General features: G+C 64.1%; 14 protein-coding genes. 10 read left to right on the top strand and 4 right to left on the bottom strand.

Translation table 11 applies throughout. The features are described from left to right. Window positions 1-14: 14 nt before the first annotated feature. The gene (locus tag GGR44_RS17135; RefSeq protein ID WP_183953443.1) at window positions 15-1,682 is read right to left on the bottom strand and encodes a methyl-accepting chemotaxis protein; all 1,668 of its coding nucleotides are present in this window, start codon (window positions 1,680-1,682) and stop codon (window positions 15-17) included. Between the two features lie 458 nt (window positions 1,683-2,140). On the opposite strand from GGR44_RS17135, the gene GGR44_RS00180 reads away from it, so the two are divergent. From GGR44_RS00180 to GGR44_RS00155, 6 genes are all read left to right on the top strand, one after another. Then, window positions 2,141-2,695, top strand: a complete 555-nt coding sequence (locus GGR44_RS00180; RefSeq protein ID WP_183953442.1) for a F0F1 ATP synthase subunit delta — start codon at window positions 2,141-2,143, stop codon at window positions 2,693-2,695. A gap of 2 nt (window positions 2,696-2,697) precedes the next feature. Beyond that, window positions 2,698-4,227 (top strand): F0F1 ATP synthase subunit alpha, encoded by a 1,530-nt coding sequence (atpA, locus tag GGR44_RS00175; protein ID WP_183953441.1) that lies wholly within the window; start codon window positions 2,698-2,700, stop codon window positions 4,225-4,227. Window positions 4,228-4,354: 127 nt separating this feature from the next. Continuing rightward, window positions 4,355-5,239, top strand: coding sequence for a F0F1 ATP synthase subunit gamma (locus GGR44_RS00170; protein ID WP_183954167.1), 885 nt, complete (start codon window positions 4,355-4,357; stop codon window positions 5,237-5,239). Window positions 5,240-5,361: 122 nt separating this feature from the next. Further along, entirely contained in the window at window positions 5,362-6,807 is a 1,446-nt protein-coding gene (gene atpD / locus GGR44_RS00165; protein ID WP_183953440.1) for a F0F1 ATP synthase subunit beta, read from the top strand. 136 nt (window positions 6,808-6,943) lie between these two features. Then, window positions 6,944-7,198: an ATP synthase F1 subunit epsilon gene (locus GGR44_RS00160; protein WP_183953439.1), complete on the top strand. Its 255-nt coding sequence runs from the start codon at window positions 6,944-6,946 to the stop codon at window positions 7,196-7,198. A 142-nt stretch (window positions 7,199-7,340) separates the two neighbouring features. Beyond that, complete coding sequence (locus GGR44_RS00155; protein WP_246344250.1) at window positions 7,341-8,903, top strand: hypothetical protein; 1,563 nt, start codon at window positions 7,341-7,343, stop codon at window positions 8,901-8,903. Here the strand turns inward: GGR44_RS00155 and GGR44_RS00150 are convergent. Next, complete coding sequence (locus GGR44_RS00150) at window positions 8,877-9,602, bottom strand: class I SAM-dependent methyltransferase (protein ID WP_183953438.1); 726 nt, start codon at window positions 9,600-9,602, stop codon at window positions 8,877-8,879. The genes GGR44_RS00155 and GGR44_RS00150 overlap by 27 nt on opposite strands. After that, window positions 9,575-10,582 carry a glycosyltransferase family 2 protein gene (locus tag GGR44_RS00145; protein WP_183953437.1) on the bottom strand — a complete coding sequence of 336 codons (1,008 nt, stop codon included), beginning with the start codon at window positions 10,580-10,582 and terminating at the stop codon, window positions 9,575-9,577. The genes GGR44_RS00150 and GGR44_RS00145 overlap by 28 nt, the downstream gene beginning before the upstream one ends. A gap of 114 nt (window positions 10,583-10,696) precedes the next feature. Here GGR44_RS00145 and GGR44_RS00140 point away from each other — a divergent pair, with 114 nt between their 5' ends. The 4 genes from GGR44_RS00140 (at window position 10,697) to GGR44_RS00125 (ending at window position 15,725) form a co-directional block, all read left to right on the top strand. After that, window positions 10,697-12,223, top strand: a complete 1,527-nt coding sequence (locus GGR44_RS00140) for a 6-pyruvoyl-tetrahydropterin synthase-related protein (RefSeq protein ID WP_183953436.1) — start codon at window positions 10,697-10,699, stop codon at window positions 12,221-12,223. 47 nt (window positions 12,224-12,270) lie between these two features. After that, the gene (locus GGR44_RS00135; RefSeq protein ID WP_183953435.1) at window positions 12,271-13,797 is read left to right on the top strand and encodes a TadA family conjugal transfer-associated ATPase; all 1,527 of its coding nucleotides are present in this window, start codon (window positions 12,271-12,273) and stop codon (window positions 13,795-13,797) included. Window positions 13,798-13,915: 118 nt separating this feature from the next. Further along, entirely contained in the window at window positions 13,916-14,740 is an 825-nt protein-coding gene (locus GGR44_RS00130; protein WP_183953434.1) for a class I SAM-dependent methyltransferase, read from the top strand. Between the two features lie 58 nt (window positions 14,741-14,798). Then, window positions 14,799-15,725 (top strand): DMT family transporter, encoded by a 927-nt coding sequence (locus tag GGR44_RS00125; protein ID WP_183953433.1) that lies wholly within the window; start codon window positions 14,799-14,801, stop codon window positions 15,723-15,725. On the opposite strand, the gene GGR44_RS00120 is transcribed toward GGR44_RS00125, so the two are convergent. Beyond that, complete coding sequence (locus GGR44_RS00120) at window positions 15,722-16,153, bottom strand: OsmC family protein (protein WP_183954165.1); 432 nt, start codon at window positions 16,151-16,153, stop codon at window positions 15,722-15,724. The genes GGR44_RS00125 and GGR44_RS00120 overlap by 4 nt on opposite strands. Window positions 16,154-16,296: the final 143 nt, after the last annotated feature.

Below are 16,296 nucleotides of genomic sequence, written 5' to 3'. Positions count from 1 at the left end.
GGTCGCGACTGGTTTCAGGCAGCCTGCCTGACCTCGTCGGCAAGGCGCGTGAACTCGTCGCGCAACCGATCGGCCTTGCGCGCAATGTCGTCGGATGTGGCGAGCAGCCCCTGAGCGACGCTCAACACGTCATGCGCCTGCCCCTTGAGGTTCAACATTCCTTCAACCGCCGTGCGGGAACCATTGCGCGCCTGCCCCAGCGCAGCCACGATTTCCCGGCTCGCTCCCGTCTGCGTCGTTACCGCGTGGCTCATCACGGCAGCATCGCGCTCCGCATCCGCAGCCATTTCCTCCACCAGCGCCACGCTGATCCGCATATCGTCGCTGGTCGCGCTGATCCGCTGCAACTGCGCGCCAACTTCCTCAGCCGCGCTGCGCGTCTGCGCAGCCAGCGCCTTGACCTCCATGGCGACCACGGCGAAGCCCCGACCCGCCTCGCCCGCCCGGTTCGCTTCGATGGCGGCGTTAAGCGCCAGCATGTTGGTTTGCGAGGCAATGGCGGTGATAAGGTCGAGCGTGCCGAAAATGTCCTTCACCAAATGGCGCAACCCGTCGGCATGGGCGCGGTTGCGCTGACTCTGCGCATGGACATCGACCGCCCGGGTCCGCGCCGACCGGATCGTGGCCTCGACGTCGGCCACCATGGCGAGCATGATCGACGCCTCCTGTTCGATCTGGGTCATCGTCAGCGCGATTGCCTGCACTGTTCCGGTGGCGTCGCCAGCCATTTGCTCCGAAGCGCCCGATGCGGCGCGCATATTATCGGCCATGGCGCGCATGGTTCGGGCGGCGCCCACCATTCCCGACACCAGATCGGCGAGGCCTGCGCCAAATTGTTCAAACAGCCGATCCAGCGCCTGCGCCCGCCGCTCGGCCGCCTGCGCGATGGCCAGTTCGCGCGCATGAAGCGCGGCTTCGGCCGCGTGCTGGGCGCGCTGGAAAGCCCGCGCCTGTTCGTCGCGCTCGCGCGCCGCCGCGATGGCGCGCGCAATGTCGCCTATTTCGTCAAGTCTCTCGCAATGGGGAACCGGGGCGGCGGCGTCATTTTCCTTCCCCGTCGCTCGGGCGATATCAACCAGCGGTTCGAGCATATGCCGCCGTGCAGCCCGCAAAAGCAATATGCCCGCGCCAAAGCCAGCCAGCAGCGCCAGCACCGTGACCGCCTGAACCGCAAATGTGACGATGCCCAAAATGCGCTCTTCCCGATCGGCCAGTTCGCGCAATCCCGCGGTATATCCACGCGCCATATTCAGCAGCGGATCGACATGGGTGTTGAACGTCCCGGCCAGAAAGAAGTCGAGCCCGTCGCGATCATCCGCCGCCAGCAGCCGCATCAGCCGTCCAAGCGCCTCATCGGCCCGGCTGCGCTCATCGGACAGCGCCTGCCAGGCGATTCCGCCCGCTTCGGTCGGCACATGGCCGTCCAGCGCGCGCCAGTCGGCGCCGATCTGTGCGCGCAGGGATTCAAGCGCGCTTGCCCCGCCCGGTGCGGTCATGTTGCCGCTGTTCACCTTGTTGGCGATGGCCAGCGCCTGGCCATAATGGTCGGTCGCCGCCTGCAATGCGCCCACCGGCCCCAGCCTGTTGTCGACCAGCCGGGCAAGCCCGATCTGGCTTGCCATCGTCCCGCCCAGCACGACCATCGCCAGCAGCAGCAATGCGGCGCTTGCCCCAGTCACCACGAAGCGCGCGCGCCTCGCCAGCCCCTGCCCCCGGTCGACGGGTATGACTGAATGGAAAAGTCGCGAAGCCACAGGCATTTTTCTTCCGGTTGCGAAAGGGAACTGGATCACCTCTCAAATCGCAGGAAACAGCATAAAAATTGGTTAACAGCGACGGCGAAAATCGGGCAACATCTCCTGCAACAGCGCAGAAAACTGTCATATTTTCGTCACAAACACATTAACCTTTGCCGCGCGTCAGGCGCCTGCCATCTCCATTCGTCCGGCCAGGGCCTTGACGTAAAGCGGCGGTGGCGCCCTCTCTCTTCATCCTTTGGTCCCAACCCCGTCATCGAATCGCACCGCATGACTTGCATAGTCACAATGGCGCTGCTAACCGGCCCCCGAACCAAGGGGGACGGGTCTTCTGCCCCCCTTTATTTGCATGACCGGCGTTGCAACAGGAGGGCGGTAAGCGCGTGGAGATGAGCGGAGGCATACAAGCCAGCCTCGGCGGCCGTTATGCGGTGGCGCTGTTCGATCTGGCCCGAGAGGGCAATGTGCTCGACACGGTGGCGCAATCGCTGGCCGCGTTGAAGGGCGCGATCGCCGAATCGACTGATTTCAAGGGACTTATCAACAGCCCGGTTTTGAGCCGCGATGCGTCGGGCAAGGCCATCGCCGCCGTCGCCGCCGCGATGAACATTGACCCGCTCACCGTCAGGTTCCTGGGCGTGCTGGCTGAAAACCGCCGCCTGTCCCAGTTGCCCGCCATTGTCGGGGCCTATGAAACATTGTTGTCGAATCACAAGGGTGAAGCCCTCGCCGAAGTGACGAGCGCCCACCCGCTGAGCAGCGATCAGATCAGCGCGCTGTCCGCCAGCCTGAAGGCTCGCGTCGGCCGCGAAGTGGCTGTCAATGCAAGGGTCGACCCCGCGATCCTGGGCGGGCTGGTCGTGAAGATCGGCAGCCAGATGATCGATTCCTCCATCCGCACCCGTTTGAATAGTCTCGCTTTGGCGATGAAAGGCTGAACATGGATATCAACGCCGCAGAAATTTCGAAGGTCATCAAGGACCAGATCGCCAATTTCGGCACCGAAGCGCAGGTGAGCGAAGTCGGTTCCGTGCTGTCCGTGGGTGATGGCATCGCCCGCGTCCACGGCCTCGACAACGTCCAGGCGGGCGAAATGGTCGAGTTCTCCAACGGCGTGCAGGGCATGGCGCTCAACCTCGAAGCCGACAATGTCGGCGTCGTGATTTTCGGCTCGGACGCCGAAATCAAGGAAGGCGACACCGTCAAGCGCACCGGCACCATCGTCGACGTTCCGGTTGGCAAGGGCCTGCTGGGCCGCGTGGTCGATGGCCTCGGCAACCCGATCGACGGCAAGGGACCGATCCAGTATACCGAACGCAAGCGCGTTGAGGTCAAGGCGCCGGGCATCATCCCCCGCAAGTCGGTGCACGAACCCGTGCAGACCGGCCTGAAAGCCATCGACGCCCTCGTCCCCGTCGGCCGCGGCCAGCGCGAACTGATCATCGGCGACCGCCAGACCGGCAAGACCGCCGTCGCGATCGACACCTTCATCAACCAGAAGGGCATCAACGCGGGCGATGACGAGAGCAAGAAGCTCTACTGCATCTATGTCGCCGTCGGCCAGAAGCGCTCGACCGTCGCCCAGATCGTGAAGCAGCTCGAAGAAAATGGCGCGATGGAATATTCCATCGTCGTCGCCGCGACCGCTTCGGAACCGGCCCCGCTCCAGTATCTGGCCCCCTATACGGGCGTCACCATGGGCGAATTTTTCCGCGACAACGGCATGCACGCCGTGATCGTGTATGACGATCTTTCCAAGCAGGCCGTCGCCTACCGCCAGATGTCGCTGCTGCTGCGTCGTCCTCCGGGCCGCGAAGCCTATCCCGGCGACGTGTTCTACCTGCACAGCCGACTGCTGGAACGCGCCGCCAAGATGTCGGACGCCATGGGCGCCGGTTCTTTGACCGCTCTGCCCATCATCGAAACGCAGGCGGGCGACGTGTCGGCCTACATCCCGACCAACGTGATTTCGATCACCGACGGCCAGATCTTCCTGGAAACCAACCTCTTCTATCAGGGCATCCGTCCGGCCATCAACGTCGGCCTGTCGGTGTCGCGCGTCGGTTCGGCCGCGCAGACCAAGGCGATGAAGAAGGTTTCGGGCTCGATCAAGCTGGAGCTGGCCCAGTATCGCGAAATGGCGGCCTTCGCCCAGTTCGGTTCGGACCTCGACGCTTCGACCCAGAAGCTGCTGAACCGCGGCGCGCGCCTGACCGAGCTGCTCAAGCAGGCGCAGTTCTCGCCGCTGCCTTTCGAAGAGCAGACCGCGTCGATCTTCGCGGGCACCAACGGCTATCTGGACGCGATCCCGGTCAAGGACGTGACCCGTTATGAAGAGCTGATGCTCGCCTATCTGCGTCACGACCACCCGCGAGTGCTGGCCGCGATCCGCGACAGCAAGGATCTGGGCGACGACGCCAAGGCCCAGTTGAAGGCCGCGCTCGACTCGTTCGGCAAGACGTTTGCGTAATTAATCCGTCATCCCAGCGAAGGCTGGGATCTCGGGCCACACGGGTTGAACCTGGAGGCGCGAGATCCTGAAATGAGGCAAGTGACTCGTTTCAGCCTTCGTCAGGATGACGAACAGAAGGTTCGTCATGGCCAGCCTCAAGGAACTGAAGATCCGCATCGGGTCGGTGAAATCGACCCAGAAGATCACCAAGGCGAAGCAGATGGTCGCCGCCGCGAAGCTGCGCAAGGCGCAGGCCGCGGCTGAGGCTGCGCGCCCCTATAGCAGCCGGTTGGAAGCGGTCGTCGCCAGCCTCGCCAGCAAGATCGCAGGCGGTTCGGGCGAGGGCGCTTCCCCGCTGCTGGCGGGCACCGGCAAGGATGACGTCCATCTGCTGGTCGTCGCCAACTCCGACCGTGGTCTGGCGGGCGCGTTCAACGCCAACATCGTCAAGGCCGCCCGCGCCAAGGCCGAAGAGCTGATCGCGGCAGGCAAGACGGTGAAGTTCTACCTGATCGGCCGCAAGGGCCGCCCGGTCATCAACCGCACCTTCCCCGGCATGATCGTGGCGCAATATGATACGACCGGCGTCAAGGAGCCCGGCTTCGCCCAGGCGCAGGCGATTGCGCAGGAACTCGGCAAGATGTTCCTCGACGGCAAGTTCGACGTCGCCCACCTCTTCTATTCGCAGTTCAAGTCGGCTCTGGCGCAGATCCCGACCGAACAGCAGATCATCCCGGTGAAGATCCCCGCCGACGCCGACCGCAACGCCATCGGCGCGACGGTGGAATATGAACCGAGCGAGGAAGCGATCCTCGACGACCTGCTGCCGCGCAACGTGACGGTGCAGATTTTCAAGGCGCTGCTGGAAAACAACGCATCCGAACAGGGCGCGTCGATGACCGCCATGGACAATGCGACCCGCAACGCCGGCGACCTCATCAACAAGCTGACCATCCAGTACAACCGCAGCCGCCAGGCCGCGATCACGACGGAACTGGTCGAGATCATTTCTGGTGCTGAGGCGCTATAACCCTGTCGTCATGCCAGCGAAAGCTGGCATCTCTGGCGGCGGAGCAGGACATTGAGGCATGAGACCCCAGCCTTCGCTGGGGTGACGGCCTGAAGAGACGTAGAAGGCAAGGAAACGAAGCAATGGCAACCACCAACAATGTAGGCCGCATCTCGCAGGTCATCGGCGCCGTCGTCGACGTGACCTTTCCTGATGCTCTCCCCGCGATCCTTTCGGCGCTGGAAACCAGCAACAATGGCCAGCGCCTTGTTCTGGAAGTCGCCCAGCATCTGGGTGAAAACACCGTCCGCACCATCGCGATGGATTCGACCGACGGTCTGACCCGCGGTCAGGAGGTCACCGACACCGGATCGCAGATCAGCGTTCCCGTCGGCCCGGCCACGCTCGGCCGCATCCTGAACGTCGTCGGCGAACCGATTGACGAGCGCGGCCCGGTCGCGACGGAACTCAAGTCGCCGATCCACGCCAAGGCCCCGGAATTCGTCGACCAGTCGACCGACGCCAGCATTCTGGTCACCGGCATCAAGGTCATCGACCTTCTCGCCCCTTACGCAAAGGGCGGCAAGATCGGCCTGTTCGGCGGCGCGGGCGTGGGCAAGACCGTGCTCATCCAGGAACTGATCAACAACATCGCCAAGGGCCATGGCGGCACCTCGGTCTTCGCGGGCGTGGGTGAACGCACCCGTGAAGGCAACGACCTGTATCACGAATTCCTCGACGCCGGCGTTATCGCCAAGGACGCCGACGGCAACGCGATCAGCGAAGGGTCGAAGGTCGCGCTGGTTTACGGCCAGATGAACGAGCCCCCGGGCGCCCGCGCCCGCGTCGCCCTGTCGGGCCTGACCATCGCGGAATATTTCCGCGACGTCGAAAATCAGGACGTGCTGTTCTTCGTCGACAACATCTTCCGCTTCACGCAGGCGGGCGCGGAAGTGTCGGCTCTGCTCGGTCGTATCCCTTCGGCCGTGGGCTATCAGCCGACGCTCGCCACCGACATGGGCGCGCTGCAGGAACGCATCACCTCGACCAACAAGGGTTCGATCACCTCGGTGCAGGCCGTCTACGTCCCCGCGGACGACTTGACCGACCCGGCGCCTGCGACCTCGTTCGCGCACTTGGACGCCACCACCGTTCTCAACCGCGCCATTTCCGAACTGGGCATCTATCCTGCGGTCGACCCGCTGGATTCGACCAGCCGCGTTCTGGAACCCCGCGTCGTCGGTCAGGAACATTATGAAACCGCCCGCGCGGTTCAGGCGATCCTGCAAAAGTACAAGTCGCTTCAGGACATCATCGCCATTCTGGGCATGGACGAGCTGTCCGAAGAGGATAAGCTCACCGTCGCCCGTGCGCGCAAGATCCAGAAGTTCCTGTCGCAGCCCTTCCACGTCGCCGAAGTCTTCACCGGCATTTCGGGCAAGTTCGTCCAGATCGAAGACACGGTGAAGTCGTTCAAGGCGGTGGTCGATGGCGAATATGATCATCTGCCCGAAAACGCCTTCTACATGGTCGGCGGCATCGACGAGGCCATCGAAAAGGCGAAGAAGCTGGCCGCCGAAGCGGCGTAAACGAATTCCCTCTCCCCTTCAGGGGAGAGGGTGCCGAGCGAAGCGAAGGCGGGAGAGGGGCCTGTAAGGCCCTTGCTGCTCCAGCCCCCTCTCCCCGACCCTCTCCCCTGAAGGGGAGAGGGAGAAGGAAATAAGAATGGCATTGCATTTCGAACTCGTGACCCCGGAAAAGCTGGTCCGCTCGCAGGAGGTCTATCAGGTGGTCGTTCCCGGCACAGACGGCGATTTCGGCGTTCTGGAAGGCCATGCGCCCTTCATGTCGACCGTGCGCGACGGCAGCATCCAGATTTTTGCCAACGCAGGCGCCGCGCCGGAAGTCATCCCGGTGCAGGGCGGCTTTGCCGAAGTGAATGAAAAGGGCCTGACGGTCCTCGCTGAAAAGGCGGGCTGACGCCCGGACAGCCGAAAGGGCGGTGGTTTGGGCGGCGCACTTACTCCGCACAGGGCGCTGCGCCTGATCGAAACATTCGCATGGGCCGGGATCATCCCGGCCCTTTTGCTTTGCGCTCTCGACCTGCGCGCGCGGCTTGCTTATGGCGGCTGCCATGGGGGCGACACCGAACGACACCGCCGGTCAAGGCGACCTGACCCATTGGCTGGCGCGCCCGGCGTCTGCTGGTGGGCTGGTCGCCGCGCTGCTGATCTGGCTGTCGGGCGGACAGATGCTGCTGTGGCGCTTTCTGGATGTCGCGCCATGGTGGGCTTATGCGCTGGGCACTGCCGCGACCCTGTTGATCGTCGGCGGCGTGCTGCGGGCAATGCGCGGCTTTCCGGGCGGGCCGTCGCGCGGAACGCTCCTGACCTGCATCCTCATCGCGCTCATCCTGCTGGTCCTTGGCGGCGAGGGGCGCTTCTTCTATGCCAATGTCGACTGGCAGGTGCGCTTCGCCGTGTTGCACGACATGGGCGTCAACCCCTGGCCCTTCGTCTACACCCACCGGCCGGTGCCCGACGTGCTGCGCGCGCCGATCGGTATGTTCCTGGCCCCTGCCCTTGTCTTCAAGGCGTTCGGGCCGCGCGCCGCTGACATTGCCCTGCTGGTTCAGAACGCCCTGATGATCGGGATCGTGCTGGCGCTGTCGTCGATGCTGTTTGCCACCCGGCGGTCGCGGATCGTGGCGCTTGTCGTCTTTCTGGTGTTCAGCGGCATGGACGCCATTGGCGACCTGCTCATCAACGGCGCGATGTCGAGCCATATGGAGGATTGGGCCAATATCCAATATTCCTCCACCGTCACGCTCGCTTTCTGGGTGCCGCAACATGCGCTGGCCGGATGGATCGGCGCGGTCGGCTATATGCTGTGGCGGCGCGAGCAATGGCCGCTGATCGCGTTTCTGGCGCTGCTGCCGATGACGGCGCTGTGGTCGCCGCTGGGGCTGATGGGGGCAATGCCCTTCGCCGCGCTGGCGGGCGTTCGCACGCTGCTGGCCCGGCGGTTGACCGTCAGCGACATCGCCGTCCCCGCCATGTCCAGCCTGATGGCGATACCCGGCCTGTTTTACATGGGCGCGGCGGGCGACGATGTCGGGCTGCGCGTCATCGCCCTGCCCTTCACCCAGTGGGCGACGTTTCAGGCGCTGGAGACATGGCCCTTCCTGATCCCCCTGCTGCTGGCGGGGTCATCCGCCCGCTTCGGCTGCGATACGCTGTGGCTGGCCTTTGCCTGGCTGATGCTGATCCCCATCGTCCAGATCGGCTGGTCCATCGACTTCATGATGCGCGGGTCGATCACCGCTCTCGCCATCGTCGCGGCGATGGTGGCCGACAAGATTGCGGAAGGCGGCGCTGTCCGCACCTGGTTGCTGGCGGTGCTCGCCATCGGCAGCCTTACCGGCCTCTCCGAAATCCGCCGCGCCTTCCTGTTTCCCGCCGCGCCTCAGGTGCGCTGCACCTTCTTCAAGGCATGGGACCAGAATTTCGCGGTTTTCCCTAAAGGTTCCTATCTGGCGCCGCTGCCCCAAATGCCCGCGCTGATCCGCCCGGCGCACCCGGCGCTGGCCAGCGCACAGGAGCCCGCGCGCTGCTGGGACGGGCAATGGCCCAGCCCGCTCAACCTGGACAATGATCCGTCAGGCGGAAAGAACGGCGTAAAGTGACAGGCCGATCGGGAAGCGGACCCGGTCAAGCATATGCCGCTCAACGGCAAAGGCCTGTTGCAGGGCGGCGTTGAGCCAGGGCGCGGGCCGCGCGTCGAGCGGCGCATCCCTCCGCAGCAGCTTGTGCGCGACGCGCTGCGCCACCGCCAGCGGGAAGAGCAGACTGTTGAAATAGCCCGAAAGCTCTACCTTCAGGCCAGCCGCCTGCGCCACGGCGACCAGTTGTTCATGGGTATAGCGGCGCTTGTGATGGTGCAGCACGTCATGCTCCGACCACAGCCATGGCACCGCCGGCACGGTCAGCAAAATGCGCCCGCCATCGGCCAGTCGCGCGCCCAGAGCGCGCAAGGACGCCTCATCGGCATCGACATGCTCCAGCACGTCGAGCAGCGCGATCATGTCGTAGCGCGTGTCGCCAAAGCCGATCCGGTCGGGCAGCGCGCCCACCTCCACCCGCGCCAGTCCGCGCGCCGCCGCGATGGCGCGCGCATCCTCATCATATTCCAGCGCGTCGAGCGTTCCGTGGGACGCCAGCAACGCCAGATTGCCGCCGGTGCCACATCCCGCCTCCAATATGCGCGGATCGGCTGGCAAGGGCACATGGTTGCGAATCAGGCTGTCGATGATGGCCCGGCGCGCGACGAACCACCAATGTTCGCCCTCCTGCGCGTTCATGCTCTGATAGGCTGCGCGGTCCATGGCTTGTCCTTCTGTTCCTGATTGGAGGGCGCATGTTCGCCCGCCGCCACGACATAAAGCGGGCGGTTGCGCACTTCGCGCGCCACCCGGCCCAGATATTCGCCGATGATGCCCAGGCTCATCAGGTTAAGGCCGCCCAGCATCAGCACCGCGACCATGATCGACGCATAGCCCGGCGTGTCGACGCCCGTGATCAGCGTGTGGATGACGAGGAAGGCGGCGTAGCCAAAAGCCAGCATCGCAATGCCGCCGCCGATATAGGACCAGATGCGCAGCGGCATGGTGGTCGACGCCGTGATTCCATCAATGGCCAGCGCCCACAGCTTGCCCCAGCGCCATTTGGTCGCCCCAGCCTCTCGCGGCGCGCGCTCATAGTCGACGGTGGCGACGCGAAAGCCGATCCAGGAAAACAGACCCTTGTTGAAGCGCGCCTGTTCGCCCAGCCGCCGCAGAACCTCCACCGCTTCCCGGTCAAGCAACCGGAAATCGCCGACATTTTCGGGGATCGGATGGTCCGACATGCGGTTGATGACGCGGTAGAAGGCATGGGCCGTCCAGCGTTTCAGCCATCCGTCGCTGGAACGGTCGACGCGCCGGGCGTTGACCACGCGGGCGCCCGACAGCCAGTGGCGCACCATGTCGATGATGACTTCGGGCGGATCCTGAAGATCGACGTCAATGGGGATGACGGCATCGCCGCGCGCATGGTCGATACCGGCGGCCAACGCCGCCTCCTTGCCGAAGTTGCGCGACAGCGACAGAAAACGGACATCGGGATTGAGCCGCGACAACAGCATCAATATGTCGGCCGTCCGGTCGGTGCTGCCATCGTCGACGAACAGATATTCCGCCCGCGCATCCGGCCCGATCAGCGCCAGCGCGCGGTTCACCGCCGGGCGGGCGCGATCCAGAAACAGCGACAGGCTGTCCTGTTCGTCAAGCACCGGAATGACGATAGACAGGGCTGTGCGTTCAGACATACGGTTTCCCGACCAATGGATGGATCGGACTTATCGGTCCTAATGGTTAACGCTTGGTATCCGGCTCCGCAAAAGCTTACGGTTCGTTTACCATGTTGCGCGACAAGGCGGGGGATGAACGCGCCTTTGCCCGCCCTGCCTGACCAACGCAATCTGGCCCTGCTGGTCCTGATCGCGCTGCTGCTCAGCCTGCCCAGCCTGATTTTCGGGCCGGGGGCGACGCATTCGCACCTGTATAACTATGTCTGGACCAGCCAGTTCGGCGCGGCGATGCAGGCGGGCGAGTTTTACCCCCGCTGGCTCCCGCAAAGTTTTGAGGGGCTCGGCAGCCCGACCTTCTATTTCTATCCGCCCATCGCCTATTGGGTCTCCGGCGCGCTGGACGCCATCGGCCTGCCGACATTTCAGGCGGTCCATGTCGCAGGGCTGCTGTTCCTGCTGGCGTCTGGCCTCGCCATGCACGCCTGGCTGGCGGAGCGCGGCGCTCGGCCGATGGCGGGCGCGATCCTCTACATGCTGGCGCCCTATCATCTTTTCGACCTGCTGGTGCGGGGAGCGCTGGCCGAACATGCCGCCTATGCGCTGCTGCCGCTGGCGGCTCTGGGAATACAGCGCCTGCCCCATCGCCGGGGCATCGTGCTGCTTGCGCTGTCCTATGGCGCGTTGTTGCTCACTCATCTGCCGACGGCGGAGCTGGCCGGGCTTTTCCTGATCGCGCCGATGATGGCGCGGCGCGCACTGGCTGGCTGGCGGATTCCGCTTGCCGGTGCAACGGCCGGCCTGATCGCTTTCGCGCTGGCAGCCTTCTTCCTGCTGCCCGCGCTCACCCTGCAAGGCCATATTTCCGCCGACATGCTGTGGACGCGCCATTATCGCGCCACGGACTGGTCGATATGGACGCGGGAGGTTGAGCTTTTCCCCTGCATGGCGCTGGCCCTCATCCTGCTGGCCTGGCCCGCGCGCGGTTTCTGGACGGCGATCACCGTCTTTACCGCGCTGGCCTCTGTCCGTCTTATCCCCTTCCTGTGGGACATAGACCTGCTCAATCAGGTGCAATTTCCCTGGCGCGCACTGGTGATCGCCGAATTTGCGGCGGTCACCGCCATCGCCGGGCGCTGGCCCGGACGGGTCCACTGGATGCTGGGCGGGGCGATGCTGCTGCCGCCGCTCTGCTTCACCGCGGTCACGGTCGCCGGCAATCTCTACAAGGGCGTCGACCTGCCCCGCATCACGCGCCAGATGCCCGATGCGCCTGAATATCTGCCCGCCGGTTTCGACGCCCGGCGGGTCGACGCCTTCGACCGCTGGGCGGACTTGTCACCCTGGCGCGGGCTGCCGCGAACCGACAGGATCATCGTCGACCAGCCAGGCCCGGTCACACTGGGTCGCGCCGCCTTCCCGATCTGGCGAGTGGTCCACGATGGCGCTGCGACACCCGCAAGCGGACCCTTGCTGCATTTTCAGGCTGTGCCCGGCGAATATCGCATAGAGCGCGTGACCTTGTGGCAGGAACGGCTCGGCTGGGCCGTCAGCGCGCTGGGGCTGCTGTCGTTGGCGCTCATCGCCTTCGGCCGACGCCCCGCCATTAGGCATTTGTCAAAGTTTCCAGCCTATTCACCTTCTTCGACCATCATTGGCTGACCCTTGTTCTGCGAAGCAGGGGCGCGACGAGAAACCGGCGGAGACATATGAGCGCGTTTGGACGGAAGAACGGACCCGCGGGCATGAAGCCCGGCTTTGGTGTGGCCAGGCCGATGCATGGCCCCGGGACACGGCGCGACGAACAAGGCGGCGACCAGTTCCCGCCACTCGACATCGCCGCCCTGCCCGGCGAAACGCCGTTCGACCCGCTGTCCGCGCCGACCAGCCAGATGCAGCGCAATGCCGACGCGATGGCGCGCCTGACCGACCGCGCCAATGCCGAGCATTCGGGCGAACCGGAAATCCAGGGTTTTGAGGCCAGCGTCCACAAAATCAAGGAACAGGTGCTGCCCCGCCTGCTCGAGCGTGTCGACCCGGAAGCGGCCGCCACGCTGACGAAGGATGAACTGGCCGAGGAATTCCGCCCGATCATCCTGGAAGTGCTGGCGGAACTGAAATTCACGCTGAACCGGCGCGAACAGTTCGCGCTGGAAAAGGTGCTGGTCGACGAATTGCTGGGCCTTGGCCCGCTGGAGGAACTGCTGTCCGACCCGGACGTGACCGACATCATGGTCAACGGCCCGGACCAGACCTATATCGAAAAAAAGGGCAAGCTGCAGATCGCGCCGATCAAGTTCCGCGATGAGGAGCATCTGTTCCAGATCGCCCAGCGCATCGTGAACAAGGTCGGCCGCCGCGTCGACCAGACCACGCCGCTGGCCGACGCCCGACTGCCCGACGGCTCTCGCGTCAACGTGATCGTGCCGCCGCTGTCGCTGCGCGGCACCGCGATTTCCATTCGTAAATTTTCGGCGAAGCCGATCACCATCGACATGCTGGCGCAATGGGGAGCAATGTCGCCGAAAATGGCGACGGCGCTGAAAATCGCCGGCGCATGTCGTTTCAACATCGTCATTTCGGGCGGAACGGGTTCGGGCAAGACCACCATGCTCAACGCCCTGTCGAAGATGATCGACCCGGGCGAGCGCGTGCTGACCATCGAGGACGCGGCCGAACTGCGCCTGCAACAGCCGCACTGGCTGCCGCTGGAAACGCGGCCCGCCAATCTGGAGGGCAATGGCGCGATCACCATCGGCGACCTCGTCAAGAACGCCCTGCGTATGCGCCCCGATCGCATCATCCTGGGCGAAATCCGCGGCGCGGAATGTTTCGACCTGCTCGCCGCGATGAACACTGGCCATGATGGTTCCATGTGCACGCTCCACAGCAACAGCCCGCGCGAATGCCTGGGTCGTATGGAAAACATGATCCTGATGGGCGACATCAAAATCCCCAAGGAAGCCATTTCCAAACAGATCGCCGATTCGGTCGACCTGATCGTCCAGGTGAAGCGCCTGCGCGACGGTTCGCGCCGCGTCACCAATGTGACCGAAGTGATCGGCATGGAAGGCGACGTGATCGTCACGCAGGAACTGTTCAAGTTCGAATATCATGACGAGGACGACAGCGGAAAGATCATCGGTGAATATCGCTCTATGGGCCTGCGCCCCTATACGCTCGACAAGGCGCGCATGTTCGGTTTCGATCAGCCTTTTCTGGAAGCCTGCCTGTAACCACGGGCAAGTTTGTAACGAATGATGGCTGGCGGGCATTTGTCCGTCGGCCCTCTTGCGTCGGCGCGAACCGGACGGCACATCGGGGCACCCCTTCCCCCATGAGAGGATCGCCCCCATGTTATCTTTCCCGCGCGCCGCCTTGCTGCTTGGCGCCATCGCGCTTCCCGCCCTGCCTCTGGCCGCGCAACAGGCCGATCATAACGCCCATGCGGGCCACGCCATGCCCGCCGATCCGATCGCGGCGGCCGTTGCCGCGCCCAGCCGCACACCGGCCAATGTCGCGCGCGACAAATATCGACACCCCGCCGAAACGCTTGCCTTTTTCGGGGTCGCGCCGGGCCAGACCGTGGTCGAATATGCGCCCAGCGGCGGCTGGTATACCGAAATCCTGGCGCCATTGCTGCGCGACCATGGAACCTTCTATGCGCTTCAACCGACGGGCGGCTATCTGGCGGGATACAAGGCCTTTCTGGCCGCCAATCCGGCGGTTTACGACAAGGTGAAGGTGATCGCCTATCCCGAGGAAACAGCGCAAATCCCGGCAGGCAGCGTCGATACGCTCCTCACCTTCCGCAACGTCCACAATATGGTGATGGGCGGCAAGGAAGCCGAAACCTTCGCCGCCTTCTTCGCCGCCCTGAAGCCCGGCGGCACATTGGGCATCGTCGATCACCGCCTGCCCGAAGACCGCGACAGCGCGCTCGAAAAGAGCAGCGGCTACCTGAAGGTCTCCACCATTCGCCGGATTGCCGAGGCGGCCGGGTTCGAATTTGTCGCGGCATCGGAAGTCAACGCCAATCCCGAGGACACCGCCGATTGGGAAAAGGGCGTCTGGACTCTGCCGCCCGTGCTGCGGAACAAGGAAGTGGACAAGGACAAATATCTCGCCATCGGCGAAAGCGACCGCATGACGCTGAAATTCCGCAAGCCCGTCCAATAGCCACTTTGTCGCGTCTGCCCTGTTGTCAGGGGCAGACGCGGCCTTAAGGGATGGGGGCATGTCATCGCCCGCCCCGCCCGCCATTGTGCAACCTGCCCCCCATCGTCCCGATCGGCCGTTGCTCGGCATGGCGCTCCGCCTGCTGGCGATGTTGTTCCTCACGTCGATGTTTACGCTGGGGAAAATCGCCGCGGATCGGCACGTCACGCTGGTAGAGACGGTGTTTTATCGCCAGCTCTTTGCCATGCCCGTGGTTTTCGCGTTCATCGCGCTGCGCGATGGCCCCCGCGCCGTCCGGACCAATCGCATCGGCAAACACGGTTTGCGCGCGATGATGGGCTTGCTCGGCCTGGCATGCAATTTCGGCGGCTTCATCCTTCTGCCGCTGACTGAAGCGACCATCATCGGCTTCACCATGCCGATGTTTGCTACCATATTGGCCGCAGTCGTGCTGCGGGAGGCGACCGGCATCCATCGCTGGAGCGCCATTCTGGTAGGCTTCGCCGGCATATTGGTGATCGCGCGGCCCGATGCCGGGCACTTCGCCGCCTTTGGCGTCGCCGTTGCCCTCGCTGCGGCTTTTCTGACCGCTTGCATCAGCCTGGTGATCCGCGACCTCGGCCGCACGGAAAGCCCCGGAGTCATTGTCTTCTGGTTCACCGCGTTATCGCTGCCGCCGCTTGCCCTGTTGATGCCGTTTTTCGGTCATGGCCATGATCCTGTCACCTGGGGGCTGCTCGTGTTGACGGGCGTCGTTGGCGCGTTCGCCCAGTTGTTTCTGACGGCGGCGCTGCGTTATGCGCCCGTATCGGTCGTGCTGGGCATGGATTACAGTTCTATCCTCTGGGCGACACTGCTCGGCTTCCTGCTATGGGGCGAATGGCCGATGGCCACCACATGGGTCGGCGCAGCGATGATAATCGGCGCAGGCGCCTATATCGGCTGGCGCGAACATATACGCTCGCGCCAGCCGAACAGGATTTAGCCCAGAAGCTCGGCTTCCAGATCAATCTGGGCGTTGAGCAACTTGGAAACCGGACAGTTCGCCTTGGCCAGCGCCGCCAGTTCCTGAAACTGCGCCTGTTGCGCGCCGGGAATCGTCGCCTTCAAAGTCAGCTTGCTGGCCGTGATAGCGAAACCGCCATCCTTTTCCTCCAGCGTCACGACCGCTTTGGTCTCCATCGCGTCGGCGGTCAGCCCGGCCTCACCCAATATCTTCGACAGCGCCATGGTGAAACAGGCCGCATGGGCCGCGCCGATCAACTCTTCCGGATTGGTGCCCGCAACCCCTTCAAACCGCATGGCGAAACCATAAGGATGGTCATCAAGCGCCTTGCTCTGGGTGGAGATTGAGCCCCTGCCGTCTTTCAGCCCGCCGCTCCATTTTGCCGACCCGCTTCGATTGATCTGCATCATCCTACTCCTCGTCCGTGGTGAAGGCGAAACCCATCGGTGCGCCTTGGGTTGCCTGTGCCCGAAATGTTAACGCGCGATGGCATCCGGCGGGCCATCCACATTTCGCCACATTTGGGCGCTTGCCTATTGTCTACTATTAT

This window comes from Sphingobium fontiphilum, assembly GCF_014196635.1.
Lineage (GTDB): Bacteria > Pseudomonadota > Alphaproteobacteria > Sphingomonadales > Sphingomonadaceae > Sphingobium > Sphingobium fontiphilum.
The sequence above is the reverse complement of the archived record's forward strand: the minus strand, read 5'-3'. Positions and strand labels throughout refer to the sequence as shown.

What these genes read in the sequence shown, in the direction of transcription:
- atpA (WP_183953441.1), top strand. Translation starts at nt 2,698, where the DNA reads ATGGATATCAACGCCGCAGAAATTTCGAAGGTCATCAAGGACCAGATC.
- GGR44_RS00170 (WP_183954167.1), top strand. Translation starts at nt 4,355, where the DNA reads ATGGCCAGCCTCAAGGAACTGAAGATCCGCATCGGGTCGGTGAAATCG.
- atpD (WP_183953440.1), top strand. Translation starts at nt 5,362, where the DNA reads ATGGCAACCACCAACAATGTAGGCCGCATCTCGCAGGTCATCGGCGCC.
- GGR44_RS00160 (WP_183953439.1), top strand. Translation starts at nt 6,944, where the DNA reads ATGGCATTGCATTTCGAACTCGTGACCCCGGAAAAGCTGGTCCGCTCG.
- GGR44_RS00155 (WP_246344250.1), top strand. Translation starts at nt 7,341, where the DNA reads ATGGCGGCTGCCATGGGGGCGACACCGAACGACACCGCCGGTCAAGGC.
- GGR44_RS00150 (WP_183953438.1), bottom strand. Translation starts at nt 9,602, where the DNA reads ATGGACCGCGCAGCCTATCAGAGCATGAACGCGCAGGAGGGCGAACAT.
- GGR44_RS00145 (WP_183953437.1), bottom strand. Translation starts at nt 10,582, where the DNA reads ATGTCTGAACGCACAGCCCTGTCTATCGTCATTCCGGTGCTTGACGAA.
- GGR44_RS00140 (WP_183953436.1), top strand. Translation starts at nt 10,697, where the DNA reads ATGAACGCGCCTTTGCCCGCCCTGCCTGACCAACGCAATCTGGCCCTG.
- GGR44_RS00135 (WP_183953435.1), top strand. Translation starts at nt 12,271, where the DNA reads ATGAGCGCGTTTGGACGGAAGAACGGACCCGCGGGCATGAAGCCCGGC.
- GGR44_RS00130 (WP_183953434.1), top strand. Translation starts at nt 13,916, where the DNA reads ATGTTATCTTTCCCGCGCGCCGCCTTGCTGCTTGGCGCCATCGCGCTT.
- GGR44_RS00125 (WP_183953433.1), top strand. Translation starts at nt 14,799, where the DNA reads ATGTCATCGCCCGCCCCGCCCGCCATTGTGCAACCTGCCCCCCATCGT.
- GGR44_RS00120 (WP_183954165.1), bottom strand. Translation starts at nt 16,153, where the DNA reads ATGCAGATCAATCGAAGCGGGTCGGCAAAATGGAGCGGCGGGCTGAAA.